This window comes from Alloacidobacterium dinghuense, from assembly GCF_014274465.1.
Classification (GTDB): Bacteria; Acidobacteriota; Terriglobia; order Terriglobales; family Acidobacteriaceae; genus Alloacidobacterium; species Alloacidobacterium dinghuense.
In genome coordinates this window covers 43,858-66,246 of record NZ_CP060394.1, presented here as the reverse complement: position 1 = coordinate 66,246, position 22,389 = coordinate 43,858, and the positions used below count along the sequence as shown (strand labels likewise).

Genomic DNA, 22,389 nt, shown 5'->3' with positions numbered 1-22,389 from the left:
CGGTTACGCTTGCGCTCGATTCGCCCAGCATACGGGAGAAAGCACTATTCAGTTTATGCTCTCACGGGAGTTGAGAGCTTCTCCTTCAGGTCTGATGCGATTTGACGACCATGAAAACGGCCATTCTCAATGAAGATCTCATTGGTCCTTTCGCCGGCAATGATGACGCCCGCAAGATAGATGCCGGCCACGTTACTTTCGAGACTCTTTGGATCGCATGCGGGACAACGGTCCTCGCCCTCAAGATCGACGCCGAGCGCCGTGAGGAAATCAAAATCCGGATGATATCCCGTCATGGCGAAGACGTAATCATTCTTGATCGTCAGCAAACCTTCCGGCGTCTTCAGGATGACAGAGTCCTCACGAATCCCCTCAACGTTGCTCTCAAAATATGCGGTGATCTCATGATTCCTGATCCGATTCTCAATATCAGGAAGTATCCAGTACTTCACGTGCCTGTGCATGCGCGGTCCGCGGTGCACTAGCGTTACGCGCGCGCCGTGACGCCAGAGGTCGAGCGCCGCAATCGCAGCGGAGTTCTTGCCCCCGATTACCAGCACATCGAGATTGTAGTAAGGGTGAGGATCATCGTAATAGTGATGGACCTTCGGCAGCTCTTCACCGGAGATGCCGAGAAAGTTCGGCAAGTCGTAGTAGCCCGTGGCAACAACAAGTTTGCGCGCACGATGAGCGAACTTGCGCCCGAAACGATCGGTGACGTGTACGCGAAAATCGCCGTCTGCGCCAGAAATCGAATCGACGTTCTGGTATTGGCGAATGTCGAGCTGATAGTGGTCGGCCACCTTGCGGTAATACTCCAGGGCTTCATTGCGTACGGGCTTCTGGTTCACACTTGGAAACGGAATGTCGCCAATCTCCAGCAACTCGGGAGTAGTGAAGAAGGTCATGTGAGAGGGGTAGTGAAAGAGCGAATTGCATAGACATCCCTTGTCCACCAGAACGCTGCGCAATCCAGCGCGCTGCGCCTCAATGGCACAGGCCATGCCTGTCGGGCCAGCGCCGATCACAAGGACGTCAAAAATTTCGGGAGAGTGGCTGTTGCCGTCCATCATTCTAGATTAGACGATCGAGTGGATAGAAAAATTCATTTTTGGCCATGGGCAACGCCGAGGTTAACACCGAAGATGGATGAAGAGTAATTCGTTTATCCTGAAAGAGCAGAGGAATTCGAAGCTTTCATGGCAGCCATCAAGCAGGAAGACCTGATTCAGAGCGTCGCGAACGCGCTACAGTACATCAGTTATTACCATCCAAAGGACTTCATCACCAACCTCGCGAAGGCATACGAGCGCGAAGAGTCACCTGCAGCGAAAGATGCGATGGCGCAGATTCTGATCAATTCGCGCATGTGCGCCGAGGGCCATCGTCCTCTCTGCCAGGATACGGGCATCGTGACGGTTTTCCTGAAGGTCGGGATGGAGGTGCGATGGGACGCCGAGTTGACCGTTGAAGAGATGGTGAACGAAGGCGTGCGCCGGGCATATTTGCATCCCGACAATATTCTGCGCGCTTCGATTCTCTCGGATCCGGCGGGAGCGCGCAAGAACACACGCGACAACACACCTGCGGTGGTCAACGTGCAGTTGGTCAAGGGCGACGAAGTTGAAGTCATCGTCGCGGCCAAGGGCGGCGGTTCCGAAGCCAAGTCGAAGTTTGTCATGCTCAATCCATCGGATTCAATTGTTGAGTGGGTGCTGAAGACCGTTCCAACGATGGGCGCGGGCTGGTGCCCGCCGGGAATGCTTGGAATTGGCATTGGCGGGACGGCTGAGAAAGCGATGCTGCTGGCCAAAGAGGCGCTGATGGAGCCGATTGATATTCAGGATCTGATGGAGCGCGGTCCGCAAAACCGGGTTGAAGAGCTGCGGATTGAGTTGTACAGGAAGATCAACGAGCTTGGCATCGGAGCACAAGGGCTCGGCGGCCTTACGACCGTGCTTGACGTAAAGATTCGTGACTATCCGACGCATGCCGTGAACTTGCCCATCGCACTGATTCCGAATTGTGCCGCTACCCGGCATGCGCATTTTGTGCTCGATGGTTCAGGGCCGGTGGCGCTCGATCCTCCGTCACTTGAAGACTGGCCAGAACTCACTTATGACACCTCCACCGCTCGCCGTGTAAATCTGGACGCGGTAACGCGCGATGAAGTAGCGACGTGGAAGCCGGGTGAAGTGCTTTTGCTCAATGGCAAACTTTTGACCGGAAGAGATGCTGCGCATAAGCGCATCACTGACATGCTCAATCGCGGCGAAGCGCTGCCCGTCGATTTTAGGAATCGCTTTATCTACTACGTCGGCCCCGTCGATCCGGTTCGCGACGAAGTTGTCGGCCCTGCCGGTCCCACAACAGCAACGCGCATGGACAAATTTACGCGCCAAATGCTTGAATCGACGGGATTGATCGGCATGGTGGGCAAGGCAGAACGCGGTCCAGCAGGGATCGAAGCGATTCGTGATAACCGCGCGGTCTATCTGATGGCGGTGGGCGGCGCGGCCTATCTGGTTTCGAAGGCCATCAAGGCTTCTCGCATTGTTGCTTTTAAGGATCTGGGCATGGAGGCAATCTACGAGTTTGAGGTTGCCGACATGCCGGTGACGGTCGCCGTCGATTCGAAAGGCACGTCAGTGCATCAGACGGGGCCGAAGGAATGGCAGGCGCGGATTCAATCCCGCCTCGGTGGTGTACCGATTCTTGCCTAGAAACACAAAAGGCCGCGCACACATCAGCGCGGCCTTTTGTTATTTAAGCAGCCAAGCTACTGCCTTCCCCAGCGCCAGACAACACCTGCGGTAAAGCCGAGGTTGTTCTGCGTGGACCCGCCATAACGGCTCATCAGATAGCTTGGGGTCAGGCGTACCGCCAATGTCGGACTCAGGTTGTAATCCACTGACGCTCCGGCCGTCAGGTTAAAGGCGTTGCCATCGCTATAGAGGCCGATCAGCTCGGGAGGCAGACCTCCGGTGCCGGTGCCGAAATTGCCATGACCTACGCCAGCCAGGACGTGGCCCGTCCATGCCCAATGGACGCCTTCGAAGAAGCGAACCGTTGGCCCGCCCATAAAGGTGTATTGGCTGATACTCGGCTGGTAAACGCCGTAGGGATTTGGTCCAGTGTAGGTCGTCCCGTAGTATCCGCGCCCATCGACGGTGATGCCGATTTTACCGAAGGCATAGTCGGTGATGCCTGCATGCCAGCCTTTTTCATTGATGCGCTGCAGATGATCGCCCGGATGGAAACGCAGGTAGTTTCCGCCGAAATACGCCTCATATTTGTGCGTGTACGTATCCTGGATGGTCTGCTGATCGCGCAGTTTCCGGCGAGCCTTGACCCTCTCCTGCGCCTGGCGCAGTACCTGAGCACGCTCCTGCGGCGACGTTTGTGTCGGCTGCGTCTGCTCAGTCGATTGCGGTTGAGATGTGGTTTGCTGCGCTCGCGTCTGAAGCACGGCCAAAGAAAAAATTGTGATTGCCAGAACCGGGTAAAAACGGTTGGAACGAAACATGAACCTGAATGCCTCCACTGCCGGGCGAAACAAAAATTGAGACAGTCGTATTTCCTAGCAAAAGACAGATACGGGTCTCTAAGGCCAAAGCTCTTTTTATTCTATTGCACCAATGAGTTATTGACTCAATCAGGCACATTTTCGGGAGCTTGTTCTTCCATACAGAACGAGAGAATGTTGCATGAGACCATCAAATCACTTGCGTGATCGCTGTCCGCCTGATTTCCTAAGAGGGTCTGTCTGCATCCAACTCTGGCATTGAGGACACAACCTGCATGAAATTCTTACTCGGGCTGATTCTGGGGCTGCTGATTCTTCCCGCCTGCGTTTTTTTCTACTTTCGCTTCGGAAGTCCTCCGGTTGCTGTACTCGATCTGCCATTTCCGCTGGAGAGGGAAATTGTGCGCACTCCGCTGGGCGCTCGCATTGAGCGTGAAATGCCGAAGACGCCGCCGATGTCGGCCAGCGAGACCAATATGCTCATCGGCGTGCACATTTACCGCGAGAATTGTGCCGCCTGTCATGGGCTTTATGGACGCCCCACGCCGTATGCCGATCATATGTATCCCAATGCCCCGCAGCTGTGGCAACCGCATGGGAGCGGAGTTGTAGGCGTGAGCGATGATCCTCCCGGGGAGACTTACTGGAAGGTCAAAAACGGCATTCGGCTTACAGGGATGCCGTCGTTTAAAGGGGTATTGAACGAGACGCAGATGTGGCAGGTCACGCTGCTGCTGGCGAATGCAGACAAGCCGCTTCCCAATGGCGTGCTCGATCTGCTGAAGCAACCGTTGAATTTCGACCCCCCCGCCGCCCAGGCGCTTCCACCTGTTCCGGAGACAAAATAACCGGGCGCGATTTGATCACGCCCGGTTCTCGGCGCTAGTAGGCCGACTTGATCGTGTACGTCACGCCTGCCGTGAACTGGAACGAATTGCGCTTCGTCGGCGGAAATGCGAGCGGCACGTTGTTCAGATATGTATCCAGTGTGCCGATTTGGAAGCCAAAGTCTTTATACGCCGGGAAGACGAGGGCATCGGTCTCCGAAACTGAATAGGCACGCGTGTTATTCCACGCCGGGATGTATTGGACCTGCTGCGTAAAGAGGATGCTCTTGGGCAGGTGGAGCGTGTAGTAGCCGCCAAAAGTTGAACCAATCAAATTCTGATTCTCATTCGTCACGGTATTGAAGAAGGCCTGGCGCTCGTACTGCACTGTTGCCTTTACATCGAGTTCCTGCTTCGGCGTCTTGATGACCGTGTAACCGATGCCACCACCGTAGATCTGTTGCAGATCGAGGTTCTGGCTGTAGTTGTGATCGAAAGCTACCTGGCCCAGGAAGTAGAACCGGGGCGAAACATATTCGTCCCGTTCAGCATCGGCATGGAATATCGAACTCTTGGTAAAAGTAGAGGGGACAAAGTTGCCATTCGCGTCAATGTACGAAGGCTCGGTGATCTTTCCATAGGACTGCAAATAGTCGATGGTGGTACGGTTGCGCGGATCAAGCCAACTAACGGTTGGCACGACACGCATGAGGGCAACGCCTCCGTTAAATGAGTACTGGTTCTGAGTGGCCTGAACAAGCGTCAGCCCTGCGGTGGCTGATCCATTCCAAGCCTGGAAAAACCCGGGATGCCCGACTAATTGTTTATTCAAAGTCGCCTGATCGACGACGTATTGCGCATTCTTGATGGGGATCGGCGCAATCGTCGCGTTGGTCGTTGGTTGCACGGTGATCTGCTCATTCGCAACCGATATGGTGCCGATCGGGACGCTGGCCGGAATCTGGTGGTGCTTGATCTGAACGCTCTTTTCGATCACAGCTATCTTTTGAGCCGTGTGCAGTTCCTTGATCTTGCTCCATTCAACGGTAATGTCGCCGACGATGTCACTGTGAAAGCTCACGGTGTCGCCGATCGCCTGAACGAATTTTCCGGAAAGCTGGTCGCCGTTCGTGAAAATGATCACATCAGGTTGCGGCTTGTCGTCGGCAAACAAATGTATGGCGGACAAGAAGAAGATCATCGCAACCAGCGGAAGGGTCGCATGCCGCGCAAAGCGGCGAGTGAGATTCAGCATACGGAACCTGCTCCTGAAGAATTTTTTACATCTGCGAAACGTAAATCCGGGTTTGGGCCTAACTTACTTTCTCTGATGCAACTACAGGACAAGGCAGTATGACCAACATGTCTCATGGGCATGATACCGCGATATGCAGTTGTCTGCTTTCACAAAGGGTCTGGAAGGTTATGCCAATACCTTTTAGAATCGATGTATGTCGATCACTCGCCAACAAGCCCTCGATTACTTCCACTCAGATGACCTTATCGGTCTTGGCATGGAAGCGGATGCCATGCGCAGGAAGCTGCATCCGGAAGGCGTAGTGACCTACATCATCGATCGCAACATCAATTACACGAATTTCTGCACCGAATACTGTACCTTCTGCGCCTTCTATCGGCCGCTTAAGGGCAAGATGGCATCCGAAGGCTATATTCTCGACTTTGAAACGATCTATCAAAAGATAGCCGAAACCGTCGAGATGGGCGGCACGGGCGTGCTCATGCAAGGCGGTCTGCATCCTGATCTTAAGATCGAGTGGTTCGAGCGGCTGCTCAAGGGCATCAAACAGCGCTTTCCGCAGGTGTGGATGCACTGCTTCTCGGCCTCTGAGATTCTCGCGATCGCCGAATACAGCAACCTGAGCGTGCGCGACACGATCATGCGTCTGCGCGATGCGGGCCTTGACTCGATTCCCGGCGGCGGCGCTGAGATTCTCGACGATGAAGTACGCCATCGCATTGCGCGGCTGAAGTGCTCCACCGACGATTGGGTGCTGGTGCATCGTACGGCTCATCAGCTTGGCATGCGCACCACAGCAACGATGATGTTCGGCGTTGGCGAGACTTTTGAGCAGCGGGTGAATCACTTCGAGCAGGTGCGGCGATTGCAGGAAGAAACCGGCGGCTTCACGGCTTTCATTCCCTGGAGCTTTCAGCCACACAATACAGCGCTTGGCGGACGTGGATGGGACGAGGCAACTGCCGTTGAATATCTGAAAGTGCTCTCGATCTCGCGCCTGTACCTCTCAAACATTGAAAACGTGCAGTCAAGCTGGGTCACGCAGGGATTGAAGGTGCTGCAACTCGGTCTGCGCTTCGGCGGCAACGATGTTGGTTCGGTTATGCTCGAAGAAAATGTCGTAAAAGCTGCCGGAACGTCTAACTGCACAACAGAAGAGGAGCTGCGCCGCATTATCCGCGATGCCGGATTCAAGCCCGTACAGCGCGATACCCTCTACCGGACCATGTTCCTGAACTAGCGCATCGACTCTCCGGTAAATCGCATACAATTAGCGTTTCAGGTACGTGGAGGCCCGGCCCTGCTGTCGATACTTCCTATGAAATCCATCTTCGCCTCCTTGCCGGCTTTGCTGGCGCAGGCGAATCAGCACAGCCTCTCGCACTATCTCCGCTCGCACTACGGCGATCGCACCTTCGAGCATCTCTATCGCTGGAACATCTTCGACACAGCACTTCTGATTCCCTACTTCCTGGTGATGATCATTCTGGCATTCTACGGATTGCATCGTTACCAACTTGTCTATCTGTATTACAAGCACCGCAAGAACGCGGCCAAAGAACCACCAAAATATTTTGAGAAGTTGCCGCGTGTCACTGTTCAGCTGCCCATTTTCAATGAGCAGTTCGTCATCGACCGCCTCATTGAATCCTGCTGCAATCTCGATTACCCGCGTGAGCTGCTCGAGATTCAGGTACTCGACGATTCGACTGACGAGACGAAGGATGTAGCGCTCAAGATCGTTGAGCAGTATCAGGCTGCGGGCCATCCGATTGTCTACATTCACCGCACAGACCGTTACGGGTTCAAGGCTGGAGCGCTCGATCACGGGCTTAAGACTGCAACCGGTGAATACGTCGCCATATTTGACGCCGACTTTGTTCCGCCACGCGAGTGGCTGATGCAGGTTATCCACCACTTCGTCGAGCCGGAGGTAGGCATGGTTCAGACGCGCTGGACGCATCTGAACCGCGACTACAGCTTTCTCACGCAGGTTGAGGCCATCCTACTCGATGGTCATTTTGTTCTTGAGCACGGTGGACGTTCGCGCGCCAACGTATTTTTTAACTTCAACGGGACTGCCGGCATGTGGCGTACTTGCGCGATCGGCGAAGCGGGGGGCTGGCAGCACGACACGCTGACGGAAGACACCGATCTGAGCTATCGCGCGCAATTGAAGGGCTGGCGCTTCAAGTATCTCCAGGATGTGGAATGCCCCGCCGAGGTTCCGATCGAGATGACGGCCTTCAAGACGCAGCAGGCGCGTTGGGCCAAAGGGCTGATACAGACCTCGAAGAAAATTCTGCCGAAGGTCTTCGAGAGCGAGGTTCCCTTTCACACCAAGCTCGAAGCCTGGTACCACCTGACGGCGAACATCAGTTATCCGCTCATGGTGGTGCTTTCGACGCTGTTGATGCCGGCGATGGTGATCCGCTTCTATCAGGGCTGGTTTCAGATGCTGCTGATCGACTTCCCGCTCTTCATGGCGTCGACCTTCTCGATCTCGTCGTTTTATCTGGTTTCGCAGAAAGAGCTTTTCCCAGGCCGGTGGTATCGAACCTTTCTCTATCTTCCATTCCTCATGTCGCTCGGCATTGGCTTGACCGTCACCAATACCAGAGCGGTGCTCGAAGCGTTGCTGGGCATTAAAAGCTCATTCAAACGCACGCCAAAGTACCGGGTGGAAAAACGTGGCGAAAAGTCGAAGGCGGCGAAGTATCGCAAGCGGCTGGGCATCGTTCCGTGGATTGAATTGCTCATCGGTTGCTATTTCGCAGTGACGATCTGGTATGCCGTCAGCAATGAGAATTACTTCACGGTACCCTTCCTGATGCTGTTTGTTGTCGGCTATTGGTACACGGGATTGCTCTCGCTGCTGCAGGGCCGCTTCGAGCGTTGGCGTTCTGGCGCGAACCTCGAAGAGTCCTCGCCGAAGCCGTTTCCAGTCGGGGTATAAGCCACTTCTATCCATTCATTTTCGCCTTTGCGGATTTCAAGGACGTTGCTACGATGGCCTAATTCCCGGTTCACAGCACGCTTACTCTATTAATCCTTTCAGGTTGACGACGATGAATGCTCGTGGTGGATCTATTGGTAAAGTTCTCCTACTGGCCGCTATTGCTTCCGGCACTGTTACGTTCGCAAGCGCCGACAGCATCTCTGATCTGAGCCAAAGTTTCTGGACCTGGCGTGCTGCCGAGCAGCCTTTCACCAACGATGACATCCCGCGCATTGACCGCCCCACCAATCTCAAAATCGAATGGACTTCTGCGACCATTGCTGCACGTCGCAAGGAACTGACAGAGTTCGAAAGCCGCTGGAAAGCCCTGGCGCCTGCGAGCACCGCTCCGGTTGCAGAGCAAGTTGACTACCGCTTGCTCGGCTCTGCTATCGCGCGCGTCAACTGGGAGCTGAACATCAACCGTGAATGGCAGCGCAATCCGGTGTTCTATGTCCACCAGACCCTCGGCAGCGTCTACATCCTTCTGTTGCCTCCGCCACCTTTCAGCGCGCAGCAACAGGCAGACATGGTTACCCGCATCCAGTCGTTTCCGGCCACGCTGACAACGGCCCGCGAAAACCTCACCGATATGCGCAAGCCGTTCGCACAGCTGGCCATCGAAGCGCTCGACAATCTTCCCGAGCGTTTCAACACTATGCTGACGGCGCTCACGCCGCAGCTTGATCCGGCAACCGCAAAGGCTCTCAAAGAGAGTGCTCCGGCAGCCATCAGCGCGCTTGAGTCGTACCGCGACTGGCTCAAGCAGAAGCTGCCTGGCATGCGTGAAGAGACCGCCATCGGCCGCGATAACTACATTTACTTCCTGCGCAACGTGGCGCTAATGCCTTATACGCCGGAACAATTGCTCACGATGAGCCATCAGGAGTGGGACCGGACCGTTGCGTTTGAAGCGTACGAACAGGCACGCAACACAGGGCTGCCGCCCATGCCTATTTTCCCGAGCCAGCAGGCGCAGATTGAACGCGAGAAGAAAGACGAGGCCGACATCCGGGCTTTCCTCGGTGCCCGCCACATCCTCACTGTACCCGGCTGGATGAAGCATTACCAAAATCTGCCACTGCCTGCCTATGTTGAGCCTTTCTCTGAACTCGGCGTAACCGACGACCTTACCGGTCCGACGCGTCTCGACCAGGACGGCACCAGCTACATCCGCATACCCAGCATCTCGCTCGGCTATTTCAGTCTTTCAACTGCGCGCGATCCGAGGCCCATCATCGTGCATGAAGGCGTGCCCGGACACTACTTCCAGCTCTGCCTCAGCTGGGCCAATTCCGATCCTATTCGCCGCCACTACTACGACTCGGGAGCTAATGAAGGCATCGGCTTCTACGCCGAAGAGATGATGCTGCAAGCCGGTCTCTTTGACGACTCGCCGCGGACTCGGGAAATCATCTATAGCTTCATGCGCCTGCGCGCGCTACGGGTTGAAGTCGACGTAAAGCTGGCGACCGGCGAATTTACGCTGGAACAGGCAGCCGACTACCTTTCCAAAACCGTTCCCATGGACCACGGCACGGCCATTGAAGAAGCAGCCATGTTTTCAAGCTCACCCGGTCAGGCTATCTCGTATCAGATCGGCAAAGTCCAGATCATGCGTCTTCTCGCCGACGCGCGTCAAAAGCAGAAAGACAAATTCTCGCTTCAGGCCTTCCACGATTTCGTCTGGACCAACGGCAACTTGCCGCTCTCACTGCAGCGCTGGGAACTCCTGAACGATCCGAGCGATGTTCCGGCGGCACCGGACTTCGCATCCACCATGCTGAACTAAATCTCTTTGCTCAAAACACAGCGATCGTTACACTCGATGCTATGACATCCTATTGTCGCGCACTGTCTGCTGTTGCGCTTTTGCTAGCTTCTGTTTCTCTCCACGCTCTGGATCGCCAATCGACCGCTGACTATCATGCCCGGCGTGTGGCACTTGCCGATAAGCTGAATGGCGGCATCGCCATCCTTTTCGCTGCGGACGAACCCTCGCTCGAATACATGGAGTACCGCCAGGACGAAGACTTCTATTACCTCACCGGGTGGAATGAACCCGGCGCCGCTCTTCTGATTCAGGCCCCACAGAAAGCGGAAGGGACTCATCCAGCCCGCGCTTATCGCGAAATCCTTTTTCTGCCTACGCGCAATCTGCGCACGGAGCTTTACACCGGAGTCAAACTCGATGCTGCCACTCCTGACGCATCGCAGAAAGCCGGCGTCGATGAAGTGAAGGCCATGACCGATCTTCCGCTTACCATCAACCAACTTGCGGCTGAGAATCGGTCCGTCATGAACCATCTTTGGTCGCAACCCGACTCAGAGCAGGCTAAGGCACTCGCACTCTGGACAGCAACAACGCTTGGAAGAAGCGATCCGCCACCGTTTCAGGATGTACGCACGCCTGTCACGCAGCTGCGCGAGATAAAAGACGCAGGCGAAATGACGCTACTTCACAAAGCTTCGGACGCATCAGTGCAGGCACAGTTCGCCATGATGAGGTCTGTGCATCCCGGTCAGAAAGAGCGCACAGTCAATGGCATCATTGTTGAGAAGCTGATGGAAAACGGCTGCGAGCGCGTCTCTTATCCGCCTATTGTTGGTTCCGGGGAGAAGTCGACTGAGCTGCACTACTCGGAGAACAGCCAGACCATGCAGGCCGGCGATGTCGTTGTTGTCGATGCGGCAGGCGAATATTCGATGTATGCGTCGGACATTACCCGCACGGTTCCTGTGAGCGGACATTTCACCGCGCGTCAACGGGAAATTTACGACATCGTACTGGGCGCGCAGAAAGCGGCCATGGAGGGTTTTGTCGCGGGCAAGTCGCACCTGAATGACCCGCAACACAAATACGCCGACTCGCTCGATACCATCGCCTTCAATTACATGAACGCGCACGGCAAGGATCTGCATGGCGAACCGCTGGGCAAATACTTCATCCACGGCATCGGACACTCGGTCGGCATCGATGTACACGATCCTTATGATTACTCCCAGCCCGTCAAGCCCGGATCTGTCTTCACGATTGAGCCTGGTATTTACATTCCGGAAGAAAAAATCGGGGTGCGCATCGAAGATGTTTTTTGCGCCAATCCTGATGGAAAACTCGAGTGCCTGACGTGCGCCTTGCCCAAAGACGCTGACGCGGTAGAAAAGGCGATGCGCAAGTAGCGATGCAGATTGCGCATTCCTTCCTGGCGATTCTTGCAGGGTTCATTACCATTGTTGGCCTGATGGGAATCGCCTCTGCACTGTTGAGGCGCTTCGCTCCGGATCATACGCGGGACGATGCGCCTCCTGATCCTCTCATCATGGCGGTGAATGTCGGCATTGGCCTCGTGTGCTCTGTTTTGGGAGGCTACGTGACGGCTCGCTATGCGCAGGGCAATCCCTTGCTTCATGCGCTCATGCTGGCGCTTGCTGTTCTTTTGCTCAGTGCGATTTCTGCCATCCAGATGAAAGGCAAGCAGCCCATCTACTATCTGATTATCAGCACCATCATTCCGCCGCTGGCTGTGCTCTGCGGCGGACTTCTGCGCCTGCACCAGATGGGTCTTCACTGGTAGCAGGGATCTCCTACGGCTCTGTGCCTTCCGTGCTTGTTTGACCCGCCCATTAGCCCTTACGACGACACTACAACCCGCGTCGAAATTGAATTTGTTGAGTGTGATAATGAAGTCAGTGCTGTAAGAGCGCTGTTCATGGGCATGGGGACTTCTCCGCGCCGGAACGCGCAATTGAAAAGTGAGGATTACTCTGCGTGTCTATTTCCTCCGACACTGCCCCGGTCTCGCAGACTTACTGGAACACTGCCGCTGAAACATATGACCAGGATTTCACCGAGACATTTCTCGGGATGCTCTGGCGGCACTCTGTCTGGGAAGACATCGATGCAGGCTTTTCTCCCGGGCAACGCATCCTCGAGCTGAATTGTGGGACGGGAGTCGATGCTCTCCATATGGCCGAGCACGGGATCTCCGTCGTAGCGTGCGACATTTCGTCGCGGATGATCGAGATTGCCCGTCATCGTCAGGCAAATCACGCTTTCGGATCGATGGTTGATTTTCGCGTTCTGCCGACCGAGAACCTCGCCGAACTTCCAACCGACGCTTTATTTGACGGTGTTTTCTCGAATTTCTCGGGCTTGAACTGCGTGAAGGACTTGCCTCGAGTGAGACGGGAACTTGCAAGCCGACTCAAGCCCGGTGCGCGCGCCTATTTCTGCATGCTCGGACGTTTTGCCCCTTGGGAAATACTTTGGTTTCTCGTTCATGGGAATTGGAAGAAGGCATTCCGAAAGCTTTATCGCGGCAGCATCCCCTCAGCAAGAGGTGAAATTGAAATACAGTTGCGTTCAAGCAAGCAGCTCGTTGAGTTGCTTGCTCCCGATTTCCGGCTTCGTGCGCGGAAGGGGATTGGAATTGCGTTGCCTCCTTCTTATATGAATCATCTGGTCGGCAATTTTCCCGCTCTGCTGCAGGGCTTGAGCGGAATCGATCGCATGATCAGCCGCGCTCCGATCTTCCGTAATTTGGGTGGTTGCATTCTGTTTGAATTTGAGCGGACTGCCCGATAGGAGAAGTACGATGCAAATTGTTCGACAGTCCCGAAGGTTTCTGAGACAGCAGTTCTATGGACCTTGGGACATGGGTGAAAGATTCACACTTGGTCTTGAAGATCCACAATCGGAAGTGACTGTCTGGCTGGATGGCTTAGGTGCGCGACGCGACGTCACTCAAAACCATCTTATGGCCTGTGCTGCTCCGTTCACCATTGGCATTGGATTCGATCCCGACGAAAGCGAATTAGCAAAAAAAAGCAGGCATCTGGTCTTGCGTTTTTGCGAAAACGCGACGCAGCAGACGTTGGGTGAAATCCAGCTTGAATTCGCGTCAAGCATTCACGCGGGATCGCGGGTTTTATGTCTTTTTCGGCGTGCCTCGCACCGAAATTATTGCCTTCCGCGTCGCTATATCTGGGCGCGTGATTTGAAAAATGCACTTCGCGGACTCTCACCCAACGACAAGGATGTGCCCATTACACCGCGCGAAAACCGCGCTATGGCCGTCTTCTACACCTGTCCCCGGCCTGTCGTGCTGGTGAGCGTGATCGACGGAGATATGGGCAATCTGTTTCCGATGAATATCATGGGACCGATTGGCAACGGCTATTTTGCTTTCGGCCTTAACAGCAGCCGGAGCGTCGCCCCGCTCGTGGAGCGCGCAAAAAAAGTTGTTTTAAGCAACATTCCGGTCGAGTTGGCGGACACAGCATTCAAGGTACGGGGAAATCATCGCAAGCTATCCATCAACTGGAGTGAACTCCCCTTCGCCACAATCACTCCGCGCTCTGTTGGAATTCCAGTTCCCGAATTTGCTTCTCGAATTCGAGAGATGCATGTCGAAGGTATGCAAAAGATAGGAAGCCACATTCTGTTTGTAGCGAAGACGACGCACGAAGAAACGTTGCTCTACGGTCCGCAGTTCTTCCTCGCACACGGTAGTTATCACGCATGGCGGCAGCGTCAGGGCCTAGATCCTATGCTGGTAGCCTGAATCGGGATTCAGACCTATCGCTCCCCGATCTGACGAAACAAAGAATCTCAACGATATTGAATCAAGATCGTTAAGATTCTTCTCGATGACAGAGCGAACACGATTCTATTACCAGCGAATGCCAAATGTTACAGGAATCGTGGTGAATGTCCCCGTGCCCTGTTGCGTTGCCGAAGCTGAAGGCGAGTCGACCCACAGATAGCGCGCCTCAGCAAACAGCTTGGCTTTGCTGTCGGGACCAAATGCTTTCCAGGTAACCCCTCCGCCAATGTTCATACCGCCCTGATTGCTCGAAAAGTGCCCAATCACCTGATTTTGCGTACCGATAAAGCAATAACCGAAGTAGTCGCAATAGAGGACAGGCACCGGAGTCGTAAAGGTCACTACCTTACGATAAAAGCCGCCGCCACCGGTGAAATAGCCGCCAAACCTGCCGCTGGTAGGTAGATTCACGACGGGGTCAATCGTGAACGACCACACGCGCGTATAGCCACCAGGAGCGCCCACCGCAGCCAGAGTTGCACCCGGAATCTTATCGTCAACAAACTGGTATTCGACCAAAGCGCCGATCAGCCTATTGAAATTCCACCCCGCTCCCAGCGTGATATTGCCGCCATAGGTGGAATAAGTCGTCGCATCGCTCACTGGAGCGTTGAATCCGCCGCCCGCTACAAATGCAATCTTGCTCCACTTGCTCTCGTAGCTTGGATATCGGGAGTTTGTCTGTCCGTACTGGGGACTGGGTGATGGATTCGGATCGGCAGCAAGCGAAGCGCCGTCGATGTCTTCACCACTCAGGAATGATTTGTTGTCATCCGATGAGCTGACGCCCGCGTGCGTGTCGTCCTGGGCAGCAGCAGTGATTGGAAGCGACGCCAAAGCAAAGGCCGCTACGGCAATGGCGAAAGAACGTAAAAGTTTGCGAGAAGGACTGCAACTGACCACCATACATCCCTCAAGTGCTAAATTTTGGGGCTTCGTGGGTTTACCCCTTTATTACCTGTAACCCCACTCGGATGCGTTTGATGCGGCATCGCGATGTATTTGCAGAAAAATGCGCCTGCCTCCCGAGAGATGCAGGCGCTTGATTTGGAAATTTCTTAGTGAATATCGAACTGCTCTGGATGCAGCGCAGGATCGCTCTTGACAATGATCGTCTTGCCGCTCATCTCTTCAATCTCATTCAGCCAGCGCGCATTGTTTGCCTTCAGCGTCTTCACCACCTCAGGATGCACGCGCAACAGAACGTCGTTGCGCTCCAGGTGCTTCTGCATCTTGCGCATCTCGACGTAGATTTCGTTGCACACCGTCATCGGGCTCTTTACCATGCCGGTGCCCTGGCAGATCTCGCAAGGCACGCTTAACGTCCGCTCCAGAGACTGCTTGACGCGCTTACGGGTAATTGCCACCAGGCCAAAGTCATTGAACTGCAGCACCTTCGACGGCGCACGGTCGGCCTTCAGCGCCTCTTCGAGCGCTTGCAGAACCTTGTGCCGGTTCTTGCGCTCATCCATATCGATGAAGTCGATGACGATGATGCCACCCAGGTCGCGCAGGCGAATCTGACGCACGATCTCCGGAATTGCGTCGAGGTTGGTCTTGACGATCGTGTCTTCAAGACGCGCTGTCTTGCCGACGTACTTGCCGGTGTTGATGTCGATGGCGACCAAAGCCTCGGTCTGGTTGATGACAATCGAACCGCCGGATTTGAGCCAGACTTTGGAACGCAGCGCTTTGGTGATCTCATCCTGGATGCCAAACTGCTCGAAGAGCGGCGTCTCCTTGGTATAGAGCTTCACACGGCGCACCAGCGAAGGCTGGAAGCGGTTGAGGAAGCGCACCACGCGCTCGTATTCCGTTTCGCTGTCGACCCAGATGGTCGAGAAGTTATCGCTTACCTGGTCGCGCAGTACGCGCTCGACGAGATTGAGATCGTGATAGATCAGCGCTGGCGCCTTGCCATCATCGGATCGCTGCTTGATGTCATTCCAGAGGCTAATCAGGAAGCGAAGGTCGGCACGAAGCTCGTCTTCAGTAGCCGTAGCAGCGGCGGTACGGACGATAAATCCTCCTGAAGCATTTCCTTTTTCGCTGATCAGAATCCGCTTCAGGCGCTGGCGCTCATCATCTGAAGAGATTTTGCGCGAGACGCCTACATGGTTGACGGTCGGCATAAAGACCAGGAAGCGTCCGGGAAGCGCAATGTGGCTGGTAATGCGCGCGCCCTTCTTGGCAATCGGCTCCTTGGCAATCTGGACCAGAATTTCCTGGCCTGGCTTCAACAACTCAGTGATGACGGGCAGATCGGTGACTTGAGCAGACGCACGGCGCGGTCCTCCTCCACCTTGACGACGGCGGCCATAGCGTCCACGTCCGCCACGACGGCGTTCGCGGTGGTCGGGGCGGCGGCTCTCTGTCTGGCCTGCGTGATCTGTATCTGCCTGCGTATCGGGGGAGACTTCGTCACTTACCTCCTCTTCGATCTCACCTTCGTCCTCGTCGATTTCCTCGCCGTATTCCTGCACTTTTTCATCAGCGTGCTGTTCGGCCAGAGCGCCTTCGGGTCCGAAGTTCAGCCGCTGATTGATGTGCAGGTCGCGCACCATCGCGCCCAGATCGGCTCCATTCATCTGCTGATCAAGCGTTTGTTCCTCCAGATCCTCAAGATCATGGTCGTCGGCGTGGGCGTGTAACGGCTCGAAATCGTATTCCTCTTCGTCAATAACCTCTTCTTCCAGAAGACCTGTGCCCGGAGCGAATAGGCGCTCATTTGCATCACTCTGCTCAACCTCAGGAGCATGTGAAGAGTCGCGTACCTCCTCCGGTTGACCGGCATCTTCCTCTTCTTCATATTTCGCAGTAAATACAGGTTCGGGAGCTGCTGGCGACTCCACGGCCTCTTCCGCAACCATCCCGGTTACGAATTCCGGCTCTTTTTCGACCTCTATCGCCTCGGTCCGATGGGCTGCCTCTTCTATAGGCGCGGCGTGCTCAATTTCTTCGGGTTCAGCGATACCGCTGGAGATGCGATATTCGCTGGGGGCTGCCGCATCCACTCGATGCGATGCCGAGGCGTGCTCCGGGTCATACTCGTGCACCTCCTCAACCGTCTCGACAGCTTCGTGCTGCTCTTCCTCTTCGTGAATCAGCGGCACAGGCTCCGCAATGGCTTCCGGCGCAGCAACTTCGTTCGCTGTCTCGGTGACGCCTTCTGCATCAGCATCGTGCATGTGTTCGCTTATCAGAGACTCGGCAACAGGCTCAGGCACAACCGCCTCAGGGAAAGCCTGGCGAGCTTCAGCCTCTTCGATGACCGGCAGAGAGGGCACAACTGCGGCGGCTTCTCCGCCTGAGATACTGGCTTCCTCGCTGTGAGCATTGCGGCGTGAACGCGACTCGCCGGGCAGGAGCGAACCGCCGTCCCATTCGATAGGTCCTTCGATCAGCGTGGATGGCCTGGATGTGAAATTGGCCTTTGCCGGAGCAGCACCTACCGAAGCTCTTGGCTCATTTGCGGCAGGCTGGCCGCCATACTTCGACAAAGACTCGCCCGGGAGCAAAATCGGTGAACTCGCAGGCGCAGATGAAGCAAAGTTTGATGCTGAAATGCCACCAGGCGCACCATGCTCAGGCAGTGGAACCGGCTCGGCGGAAATGCTTTCTTCAACGGCTTCGGGAGATTCAATGTGGCCATTGCCTCCCCGCGAAGGCTGCGGACGGCCATCGCGCCCGCGTCTTCCGCGGCGACCGCGCCAGCGTCGCGTGCCCTCAGGGGCCTGCTCGCCCGAATCCTGGTCAGGACCGCGCCCCGACGTGTGAACTTCCTCGGAGCCCTCCACCTCTTCCTGAACAGGCTGCGCCTCGCGGCGGGGTTCGCGCTGCGGAGAACCTCCACCAATCCGTTCGAAGTCGGCGGAGTCTTCCTGCTCTTCGAGAAAATCGGTGACGTAGAGAAATGCGTCACGCTCCAGGCCCAGGTCGACAAATGCCGACTGCATGCCCGGCAGGACGCGTGTGACACGTCCTTTGTAAATGGAACCCGCGAGGGTGTATTCGTTTTCGCGCTCGTAATAGATTTCCGAGAGCTGATCGTCTTCTAAAATTGCAAGCCGCGTCTCATGCGGCGTGCTTGAAATGCATATTTCCTTCGACATGCTGCCTCTCTTGCCCGGCAGCTCTCTTCAAAAGAGCCTTGGGCAGCGGACGAGGCAGATCAAACCGGAATACCGGACGAGACCAGAGATGACGGAGAGATGACCGGTATCCGCAAGAATCCAAGATGCCGCCCTCCGGGCGGAGATCCATGAAAGGGATGGGATATTTTCGGGAGGCTTTCCGGGAGATGTTCCGGGCGCAGAGAGTTTGTGACCGCTTCAACCAATTCATTCGGCGGGGCCGTTACCCGTCTCAGCGCGCTCATTCCTGATCCTGACCGGCCCGGTGACCCACCACGGCCGGCTAAATAGTTAAATTCCTTAACTTCCTAAAACTCAATCCCGCACCCTGGGCGGGACTCTTACTAAAACTTTTCGCCTTCAGTTCACGAAGCGGTTCATACGGACGTTCATTACCATTCCCAGAGCCAGAAACGTGAACAGTACCGAAGATCCACCGTAACTCATTAACGGTAAAGGAATTCCGGTAACTGGCATCAGCCCGATCACCATCCCGATGTTCACCGCGATCTGAAAGATCAAAACGGCTACCACACCCATCACGATGAGCGTTCCGGACTGGTCCGCGGCTGTTTGAGCGTTTTGAATCAAACGCATCAATATCAAGAAGTATAGCAGTAAGACGACCGTCGCGCCGATAAAGCCGTGCTCCTCACAGAACGCGGCAAAAATGAAATCCGTATACGGAATCGGCAGGAAGTCGCCTTGGGTTTGTGTGCCCTTGGTGGCTCCCCGGCCGAAGACCCCGCCGTCGCCTACCGCAATCAGTGATTGGCGAATCTGATAGCCGGTCCCCTGCGGGTCGTTATCCGGGTTCATGAAACTGGTCAGACGGGCTTTCTGATAGGGTTTCAACACCTTGCCGCTCTTCCAGACGACACCTACCGCCAGTAGTCCGACGAGGAGAATGATCCCGGCCTTCTTCCAGTCAATTCCGCCGAGAAACAGTCCGACGAGCAGGATTGGCGAGTAGGTCAGGGCTGTTCCTAGATCAGGCTGCTTCAAGACCAGCAGCATCGGGACTCCTACGAGCGCCATCGCTTTGAAGATGTCCTTCCATGTCAATTCTTCGCGGCCCGAAAGACCGACAAAATAGCGCGCTACGGCGACGATAAGTACCAGTTTCACCCACTCGGATGGTTGAAAATGAATGCCTCCGGGCAATTTGATCCAGCGCCGCGCGCCAAGCACCTTGGTGCCGACCGCCAGGACTGCGACGAGCGAGACCACGCAAAATCCATAGATCCAGTGAATGAAGTCAAACAGGAAATGGTAGTCAATCACCGAAAAGACGAACATGGCGACGAGGCCGCCGATCAGCCACAACACCTGCATTTTGTGGAAGCCGACGAATTTCGTGTGCATGGTCGCGCTGTAGATCTCGAGAATGCTGATGACGGAAAGAATCAGCACGAACCCCAGCAGGGTCCAGTCAAAATCGCGAAGTGAGAGAAAGCGGCGCATTTATTCCTAACAACTACTCTTTATAATTTGTCATCCCGACCGAAGCGAAGCGGAGAGACCTACAGTTTTCTTTTTATTTAAACCACTCTTCGCTCAAATCCACCCACGCCGGATTCATCTCTTGAATTAAGACAAGTTTCTTGTCACGTCTCCAGCGTTTGATCTGCTTTTCCCGGTCTATCGCATTGTTCACATACCTGAAATTTTCATACCAAACCAGACGATGACACTTGTAGTCAGCACTAAACCCCGAAAACGCTCTACCCTTATGCTCGGCAACTCGGCTCGCAAGATCATTTGTCATGCCGCAATAGAGGACCCTCGTTCTGCTCGACATCAAGTAGACGTAGTAGTGATGTTCCCGATCGCTCATTCGTGCTTCATCAACATCGCAAACTGCAGGTCCCTCGGCTTCGCTCGGGATGACAAAGGTTTGTTGATGTGCTCCCCCTTAAAATTGTCATCCCGACCGGAGCGAAGCGCAGCGGAGGGACCTGCAGTTTGCTTTCTCACGGCGCCTTCGCCGAAGCCACAACCGGGGGCACAGTCAGATAAAAATGGCCGCCCCACATCTCCGCCTGATCGCCCTGCGGCTTCACAACCTGCTTGCCGCCAAAAATCTTCGGGGCGGTAGGATTGTCCCAGAGCGCGCCCACGTCCACCTTCTGTGGCGCTTTGGCGATCAGATTATTTTCAAGGCGCCGCTGTTTGTTCACATACGCCTCTATCACGCGAGCGGCCAGACGGCCTGCCAGCTTGCCGTGCTCACCGGCTTCAAACAGAATGCAGACCACGATGTCTGGATTGCGCCGGGGCGTGAAGCCAACAAACCACGCATTGTCCTTTACAGAATGGGCATGCCCGAGCCGCGCTGCCAGCGCGTTGCTCATGGTCTGCGCGCTGCCCGTCTTGCCGGCAAAATCGATACCTTCAAGATGCGCGCTCGGGTCGGTTCCTGCAGGGCTCAGGACCAGCGCCATAGCGTCGGTGATCGTCTCCCAGCTATCCGGATCGATCTGTATAGCCTTGTCTCCGGAACCGGGGAAAGAGTCGTACATCGCCTTGCGATAGTCTTCCGGCAGTTCGTCTGGAAAAACCACGTGTGGCCGTTTCATCACGCCACCAGAAGCAATCCCGGAAAGCGCCCGCGCCATCTGTACCGGTGTCGCCGTCACCGCACCCTGACCGATGCCAACAGACGTGACCTCGCCCGGATACCATCTCTGATGGAAGTATTTCATCTTCCACTCTGCAGAGGGCATTACGCCGGACACTTCATTGGGCAGATCGATTCCGGTCTTCTCGCCGATGCCAACCGCATGTGCCCACTTCGCAATCTTCTCAATCCCCAGCCTCGCCGCCAGCGTGTAAAAGAACACGTCACAGGACTGATAAATGGCCTTGTGAATGTCGACTTCCCCGTGGCCACTATGCACCCAGCACTTCTGGTAGGTCCCGAACAGACTCACACCGCCTGAGCAATGCACCTTCATGTCCTGAGCTACGCCCTCTTCGAGGCCGGCGAACGACATAATGATCTTAAACGTCGACCCCGGAGCAAGCTGCGCCTGAATCGCCTTATTCAGCAGCGGGTGCTCAGGATCGGTGATGAGCTTGTTCCATTCCTCGCGCCCGATACGCACCGCGAAGTCATTTGGATCGAAGGTGGGCCGACTCACCATTGCCAGCACTTCGCCCGTATGCGGATCCATGGCGATGATCGCGCCATTGCGATCGCCAAGAGCGTTCTCCGCCGCACGCTGGACATCGATATCGATCGTCAGCTTCAGGCTCTTGCCGGGAACCGCATGCTCCGTGCCCAGCTTGCCTACCTCGCGGCCATGGCTGTCGACAATTACATCCTGCGAACCGTCCTGGCCGCGCAGCAGCGAATCGTATGATTGCTCCACGCCTGACTTGCCCACCACATCGCCCGGCTCGTAATAGGCATATTGCGGATTGTTCAGCATGTCCTCGCTGACCTCACCCACATAGCCAATCAGGTGCGCGGCAAAACCATCTTTGGGGTACAGGCGTCGCTGTTCTTCTACGGTTTCGAGCTCTGGAAACTCATCGCGATGCGCCTCGATGAACTCCTCCTCGTCCGGTGTAATGTCCTGCTTCAAAGGCAGCGGCTGATACTTTGGCGCGGTGCGATACTTTTTCAAAATCGCGTCGATCTGGTCGACCGTCATGTTCAATCCGCGCGCAATAATCGGCAGATCCGCCATGTAGTCATGGCCCTGCTCACGCACCAGAAAGCACGAGACCGAAGGATAGTTATCGACGACCAGTCGTCCTTCGCGGTCGAACAGCTTTCCTCGCGGAGCAAGAATCGGGACCTTGCGGATGCGGTTGGCTTCAGCGAGCGCGTGGTAATTTTCCGCGCCCACCACCTGCAGCCGCCACAGACCGAAAATCAGAATCAGCAGAATGCCGACGATCACATATTGAATGACCGTCAGCTTGATGCCTGGCAGCTTTTCTTCCCGATTATGCATGATCCACTATCGCGCCTGATTCGCGCCAAACCTGTCCACTAGAATACCCGCAATTCACGGGCTTGCGCCGTCTCCG

The 22,389-nt window shown here is 55.4% G+C and carries 17 protein-coding genes; 9 read left to right on the top strand and 8 right to left on the bottom strand.

Annotation, left to right across the window (positions count from 1 at the left end; all coding sequences use genetic code 11):
• Positions 1 to 53: 53 nt before the first annotated feature.
• Complete coding sequence (locus H7849_RS00260) at positions 54 to 1,073, bottom strand: YpdA family putative bacillithiol disulfide reductase (protein ID WP_432756515.1); 1,020 nt, start codon at positions 1,071 to 1,073, stop codon at positions 54 to 56.
• Between the two features lie 126 nt (positions 1,074 to 1,199).
• Between H7849_RS00260 and H7849_RS00255 the strand changes: the two genes are divergently transcribed.
• Positions 1,200 to 2,723, top strand: a complete 1,524-nt coding sequence (locus H7849_RS00255; RefSeq protein ID WP_186743457.1) for a fumarate hydratase — start codon at positions 1,200 to 1,202, stop codon at positions 2,721 to 2,723.
• 56 nt (positions 2,724 to 2,779) lie between these two features.
• Here H7849_RS00255 and H7849_RS00250 read toward each other — a convergent pair whose 3' ends face one another.
• Positions 2,780 to 3,526 carry an outer membrane protein gene (locus tag H7849_RS00250; protein ID WP_186743456.1) on the bottom strand — a complete coding sequence of 249 codons (747 nt, stop codon included), beginning with the start codon at positions 3,524 to 3,526 and terminating at the stop codon, positions 2,780 to 2,782.
• A gap of 275 nt (positions 3,527 to 3,801) precedes the next feature.
• Between H7849_RS00250 and H7849_RS00245 the strand changes: the two genes are divergently transcribed.
• Entirely contained in the window at positions 3,802 to 4,374 is a 573-nt protein-coding gene (locus H7849_RS00245; RefSeq protein ID WP_186743455.1) for a c-type cytochrome, read from the top strand.
• 34 nt (positions 4,375 to 4,408) lie between these two features.
• Here H7849_RS00245 and H7849_RS00240 read toward each other — a convergent pair whose 3' ends face one another.
• Positions 4,409 to 5,608 (bottom strand): DUF481 domain-containing protein, encoded by a 1,200-nt coding sequence (locus H7849_RS00240; RefSeq protein WP_186743454.1) that lies wholly within the window; start codon positions 5,606 to 5,608, stop codon positions 4,409 to 4,411.
• Positions 5,609 to 5,804: 196 nt separating this feature from the next.
• Here H7849_RS00240 and mqnC point away from each other — a divergent pair, with 196 nt between their 5' ends.
• The 7 genes from mqnC (at position 5,805) to H7849_RS00205 (ending at position 14,173) form a co-directional block, all read left to right on the top strand.
• The gene (mqnC, locus tag H7849_RS00235) at positions 5,805 to 6,851 is read left to right on the top strand and encodes a cyclic dehypoxanthinyl futalosine synthase (protein ID WP_186743453.1); all 1,047 of its coding nucleotides are present in this window, start codon (positions 5,805 to 5,807) and stop codon (positions 6,849 to 6,851) included.
• Positions 6,852 to 6,929: 78 nt separating this feature from the next.
• Complete coding sequence (locus tag H7849_RS00230) at positions 6,930 to 8,567, top strand: cellulose synthase family protein (RefSeq protein WP_186743452.1); 1,638 nt, start codon at positions 6,930 to 6,932, stop codon at positions 8,565 to 8,567.
• Positions 8,568 to 8,679: 112 nt separating this feature from the next.
• Entirely contained in the window at positions 8,680 to 10,401 is a 1,722-nt protein-coding gene (locus H7849_RS00225) for a DUF885 domain-containing protein (protein WP_186743451.1), read from the top strand.
• A gap of 41 nt (positions 10,402 to 10,442) precedes the next feature.
• Positions 10,443 to 11,789: an aminopeptidase P N-terminal domain-containing protein gene (locus H7849_RS00220; protein WP_186743450.1), complete on the top strand. Its 1,347-nt coding sequence runs from the start codon at positions 10,443 to 10,445 to the stop codon at positions 11,787 to 11,789.
• A 2-nt stretch (positions 11,790 to 11,791) separates the two neighbouring features.
• The gene (locus H7849_RS00215; RefSeq protein WP_186743449.1) at positions 11,792 to 12,184 is read left to right on the top strand and encodes a hypothetical protein; all 393 of its coding nucleotides are present in this window, start codon (positions 11,792 to 11,794) and stop codon (positions 12,182 to 12,184) included.
• 194 nt (positions 12,185 to 12,378) lie between these two features.
• Positions 12,379 to 13,194 carry a class I SAM-dependent methyltransferase gene (locus H7849_RS00210; RefSeq protein ID WP_186743448.1) on the top strand — a complete coding sequence of 272 codons (816 nt, stop codon included), beginning with the start codon at positions 12,379 to 12,381 and terminating at the stop codon, positions 13,192 to 13,194.
• Positions 13,195 to 13,204: 10 nt separating this feature from the next.
• Positions 13,205 to 14,173 carry a PNPOx family protein gene (locus tag H7849_RS00205; RefSeq protein ID WP_186743447.1) on the top strand — a complete coding sequence of 323 codons (969 nt, stop codon included), beginning with the start codon at positions 13,205 to 13,207 and terminating at the stop codon, positions 14,171 to 14,173.
• Positions 14,174 to 14,281: 108 nt separating this feature from the next.
• Here the strand turns inward: H7849_RS00205 and H7849_RS00200 are convergent, their stop codons facing one another.
• The 5 genes from H7849_RS00200 to mrdA form a co-directional block, all read right to left on the bottom strand.
• Complete coding sequence (locus tag H7849_RS00200) at positions 14,282 to 15,052, bottom strand: hypothetical protein (RefSeq protein WP_186743446.1); 771 nt, start codon at positions 15,050 to 15,052, stop codon at positions 14,282 to 14,284.
• Positions 15,053 to 15,273: 221 nt separating this feature from the next.
• The gene (locus tag H7849_RS00195; protein WP_186743445.1) at positions 15,274 to 18,327 is read right to left on the bottom strand and encodes an Rne/Rng family ribonuclease; all 3,054 of its coding nucleotides are present in this window, start codon (positions 18,325 to 18,327) and stop codon (positions 15,274 to 15,276) included.
• Between the two features lie 381 nt (positions 18,328 to 18,708).
• Positions 18,709 to 19,812 (bottom strand): rod shape-determining protein RodA, encoded by a 1,104-nt coding sequence (gene rodA / locus H7849_RS00190; protein ID WP_186743444.1) that lies wholly within the window; start codon positions 19,810 to 19,812, stop codon positions 18,709 to 18,711.
• Positions 19,813 to 19,885: 73 nt separating this feature from the next.
• Entirely contained in the window at positions 19,886 to 20,185 is a 300-nt protein-coding gene (locus tag H7849_RS27220; protein WP_186743443.1) for a GIY-YIG nuclease family protein, read from the bottom strand.
• 136 nt (positions 20,186 to 20,321) lie between these two features.
• Complete coding sequence (gene mrdA, locus H7849_RS00180; RefSeq protein WP_186743442.1) at positions 20,322 to 22,313, bottom strand: penicillin-binding protein 2; 1,992 nt, start codon at positions 22,311 to 22,313, stop codon at positions 20,322 to 20,324.
• Positions 22,314 to 22,389 lie beyond the last annotated feature (76 nt).

Bases quoted from the DNA above. Each gene is read 5' to 3' on its own strand.
- H7849_RS27220 (WP_186743443.1), bottom strand. From the start codon at position 20,185: ATGAGCGATCGGGAACATCACTACTACGTCTACTTGATGTCGAGCAGA.
- H7849_RS00250 (WP_186743456.1), bottom strand. From the start codon at position 3,526: ATGTTTCGTTCCAACCGTTTTTACCCGGTTCTGGCAATCACAATTTTT.
- H7849_RS00260 (WP_432756515.1), bottom strand. From the start codon at position 1,073: ATGATGGACGGCAACAGCCACTCTCCCGAAATTTTTGACGTCCTTGTG.
- H7849_RS00225 (WP_186743451.1), top strand. From the start codon at position 8,680: ATGAATGCTCGTGGTGGATCTATTGGTAAAGTTCTCCTACTGGCCGCT.
- H7849_RS00215 (WP_186743449.1), top strand. From the start codon at position 11,792: ATGCAGATTGCGCATTCCTTCCTGGCGATTCTTGCAGGGTTCATTACC.
- H7849_RS00220 (WP_186743450.1), top strand. From the start codon at position 10,443: ATGACATCCTATTGTCGCGCACTGTCTGCTGTTGCGCTTTTGCTAGCT.
- rodA (WP_186743444.1), bottom strand. From the start codon at position 19,812: ATGCGCCGCTTTCTCTCACTTCGCGATTTTGACTGGACCCTGCTGGGG.
- mrdA (WP_186743442.1), bottom strand. From the start codon at position 22,313: ATGCATAATCGGGAAGAAAAGCTGCCAGGCATCAAGCTGACGGTCATT.
- H7849_RS00245 (WP_186743455.1), top strand. From the start codon at position 3,802: ATGAAATTCTTACTCGGGCTGATTCTGGGGCTGCTGATTCTTCCCGCC.
- H7849_RS00240 (WP_186743454.1), bottom strand. From the start codon at position 5,608: ATGCTGAATCTCACTCGCCGCTTTGCGCGGCATGCGACCCTTCCGCTG.
- mqnC (WP_186743453.1), top strand. From the start codon at position 5,805: ATGTCGATCACTCGCCAACAAGCCCTCGATTACTTCCACTCAGATGAC.
- H7849_RS00195 (WP_186743445.1), bottom strand. From the start codon at position 18,327: ATGTCGAAGGAAATATGCATTTCAAGCACGCCGCATGAGACGCGGCTT.
- H7849_RS00255 (WP_186743457.1), top strand. From the start codon at position 1,200: ATGGCAGCCATCAAGCAGGAAGACCTGATTCAGAGCGTCGCGAACGCG.
- H7849_RS00205 (WP_186743447.1), top strand. From the start codon at position 13,205: ATGCAAATTGTTCGACAGTCCCGAAGGTTTCTGAGACAGCAGTTCTAT.
- H7849_RS00230 (WP_186743452.1), top strand. From the start codon at position 6,930: ATGAAATCCATCTTCGCCTCCTTGCCGGCTTTGCTGGCGCAGGCGAAT.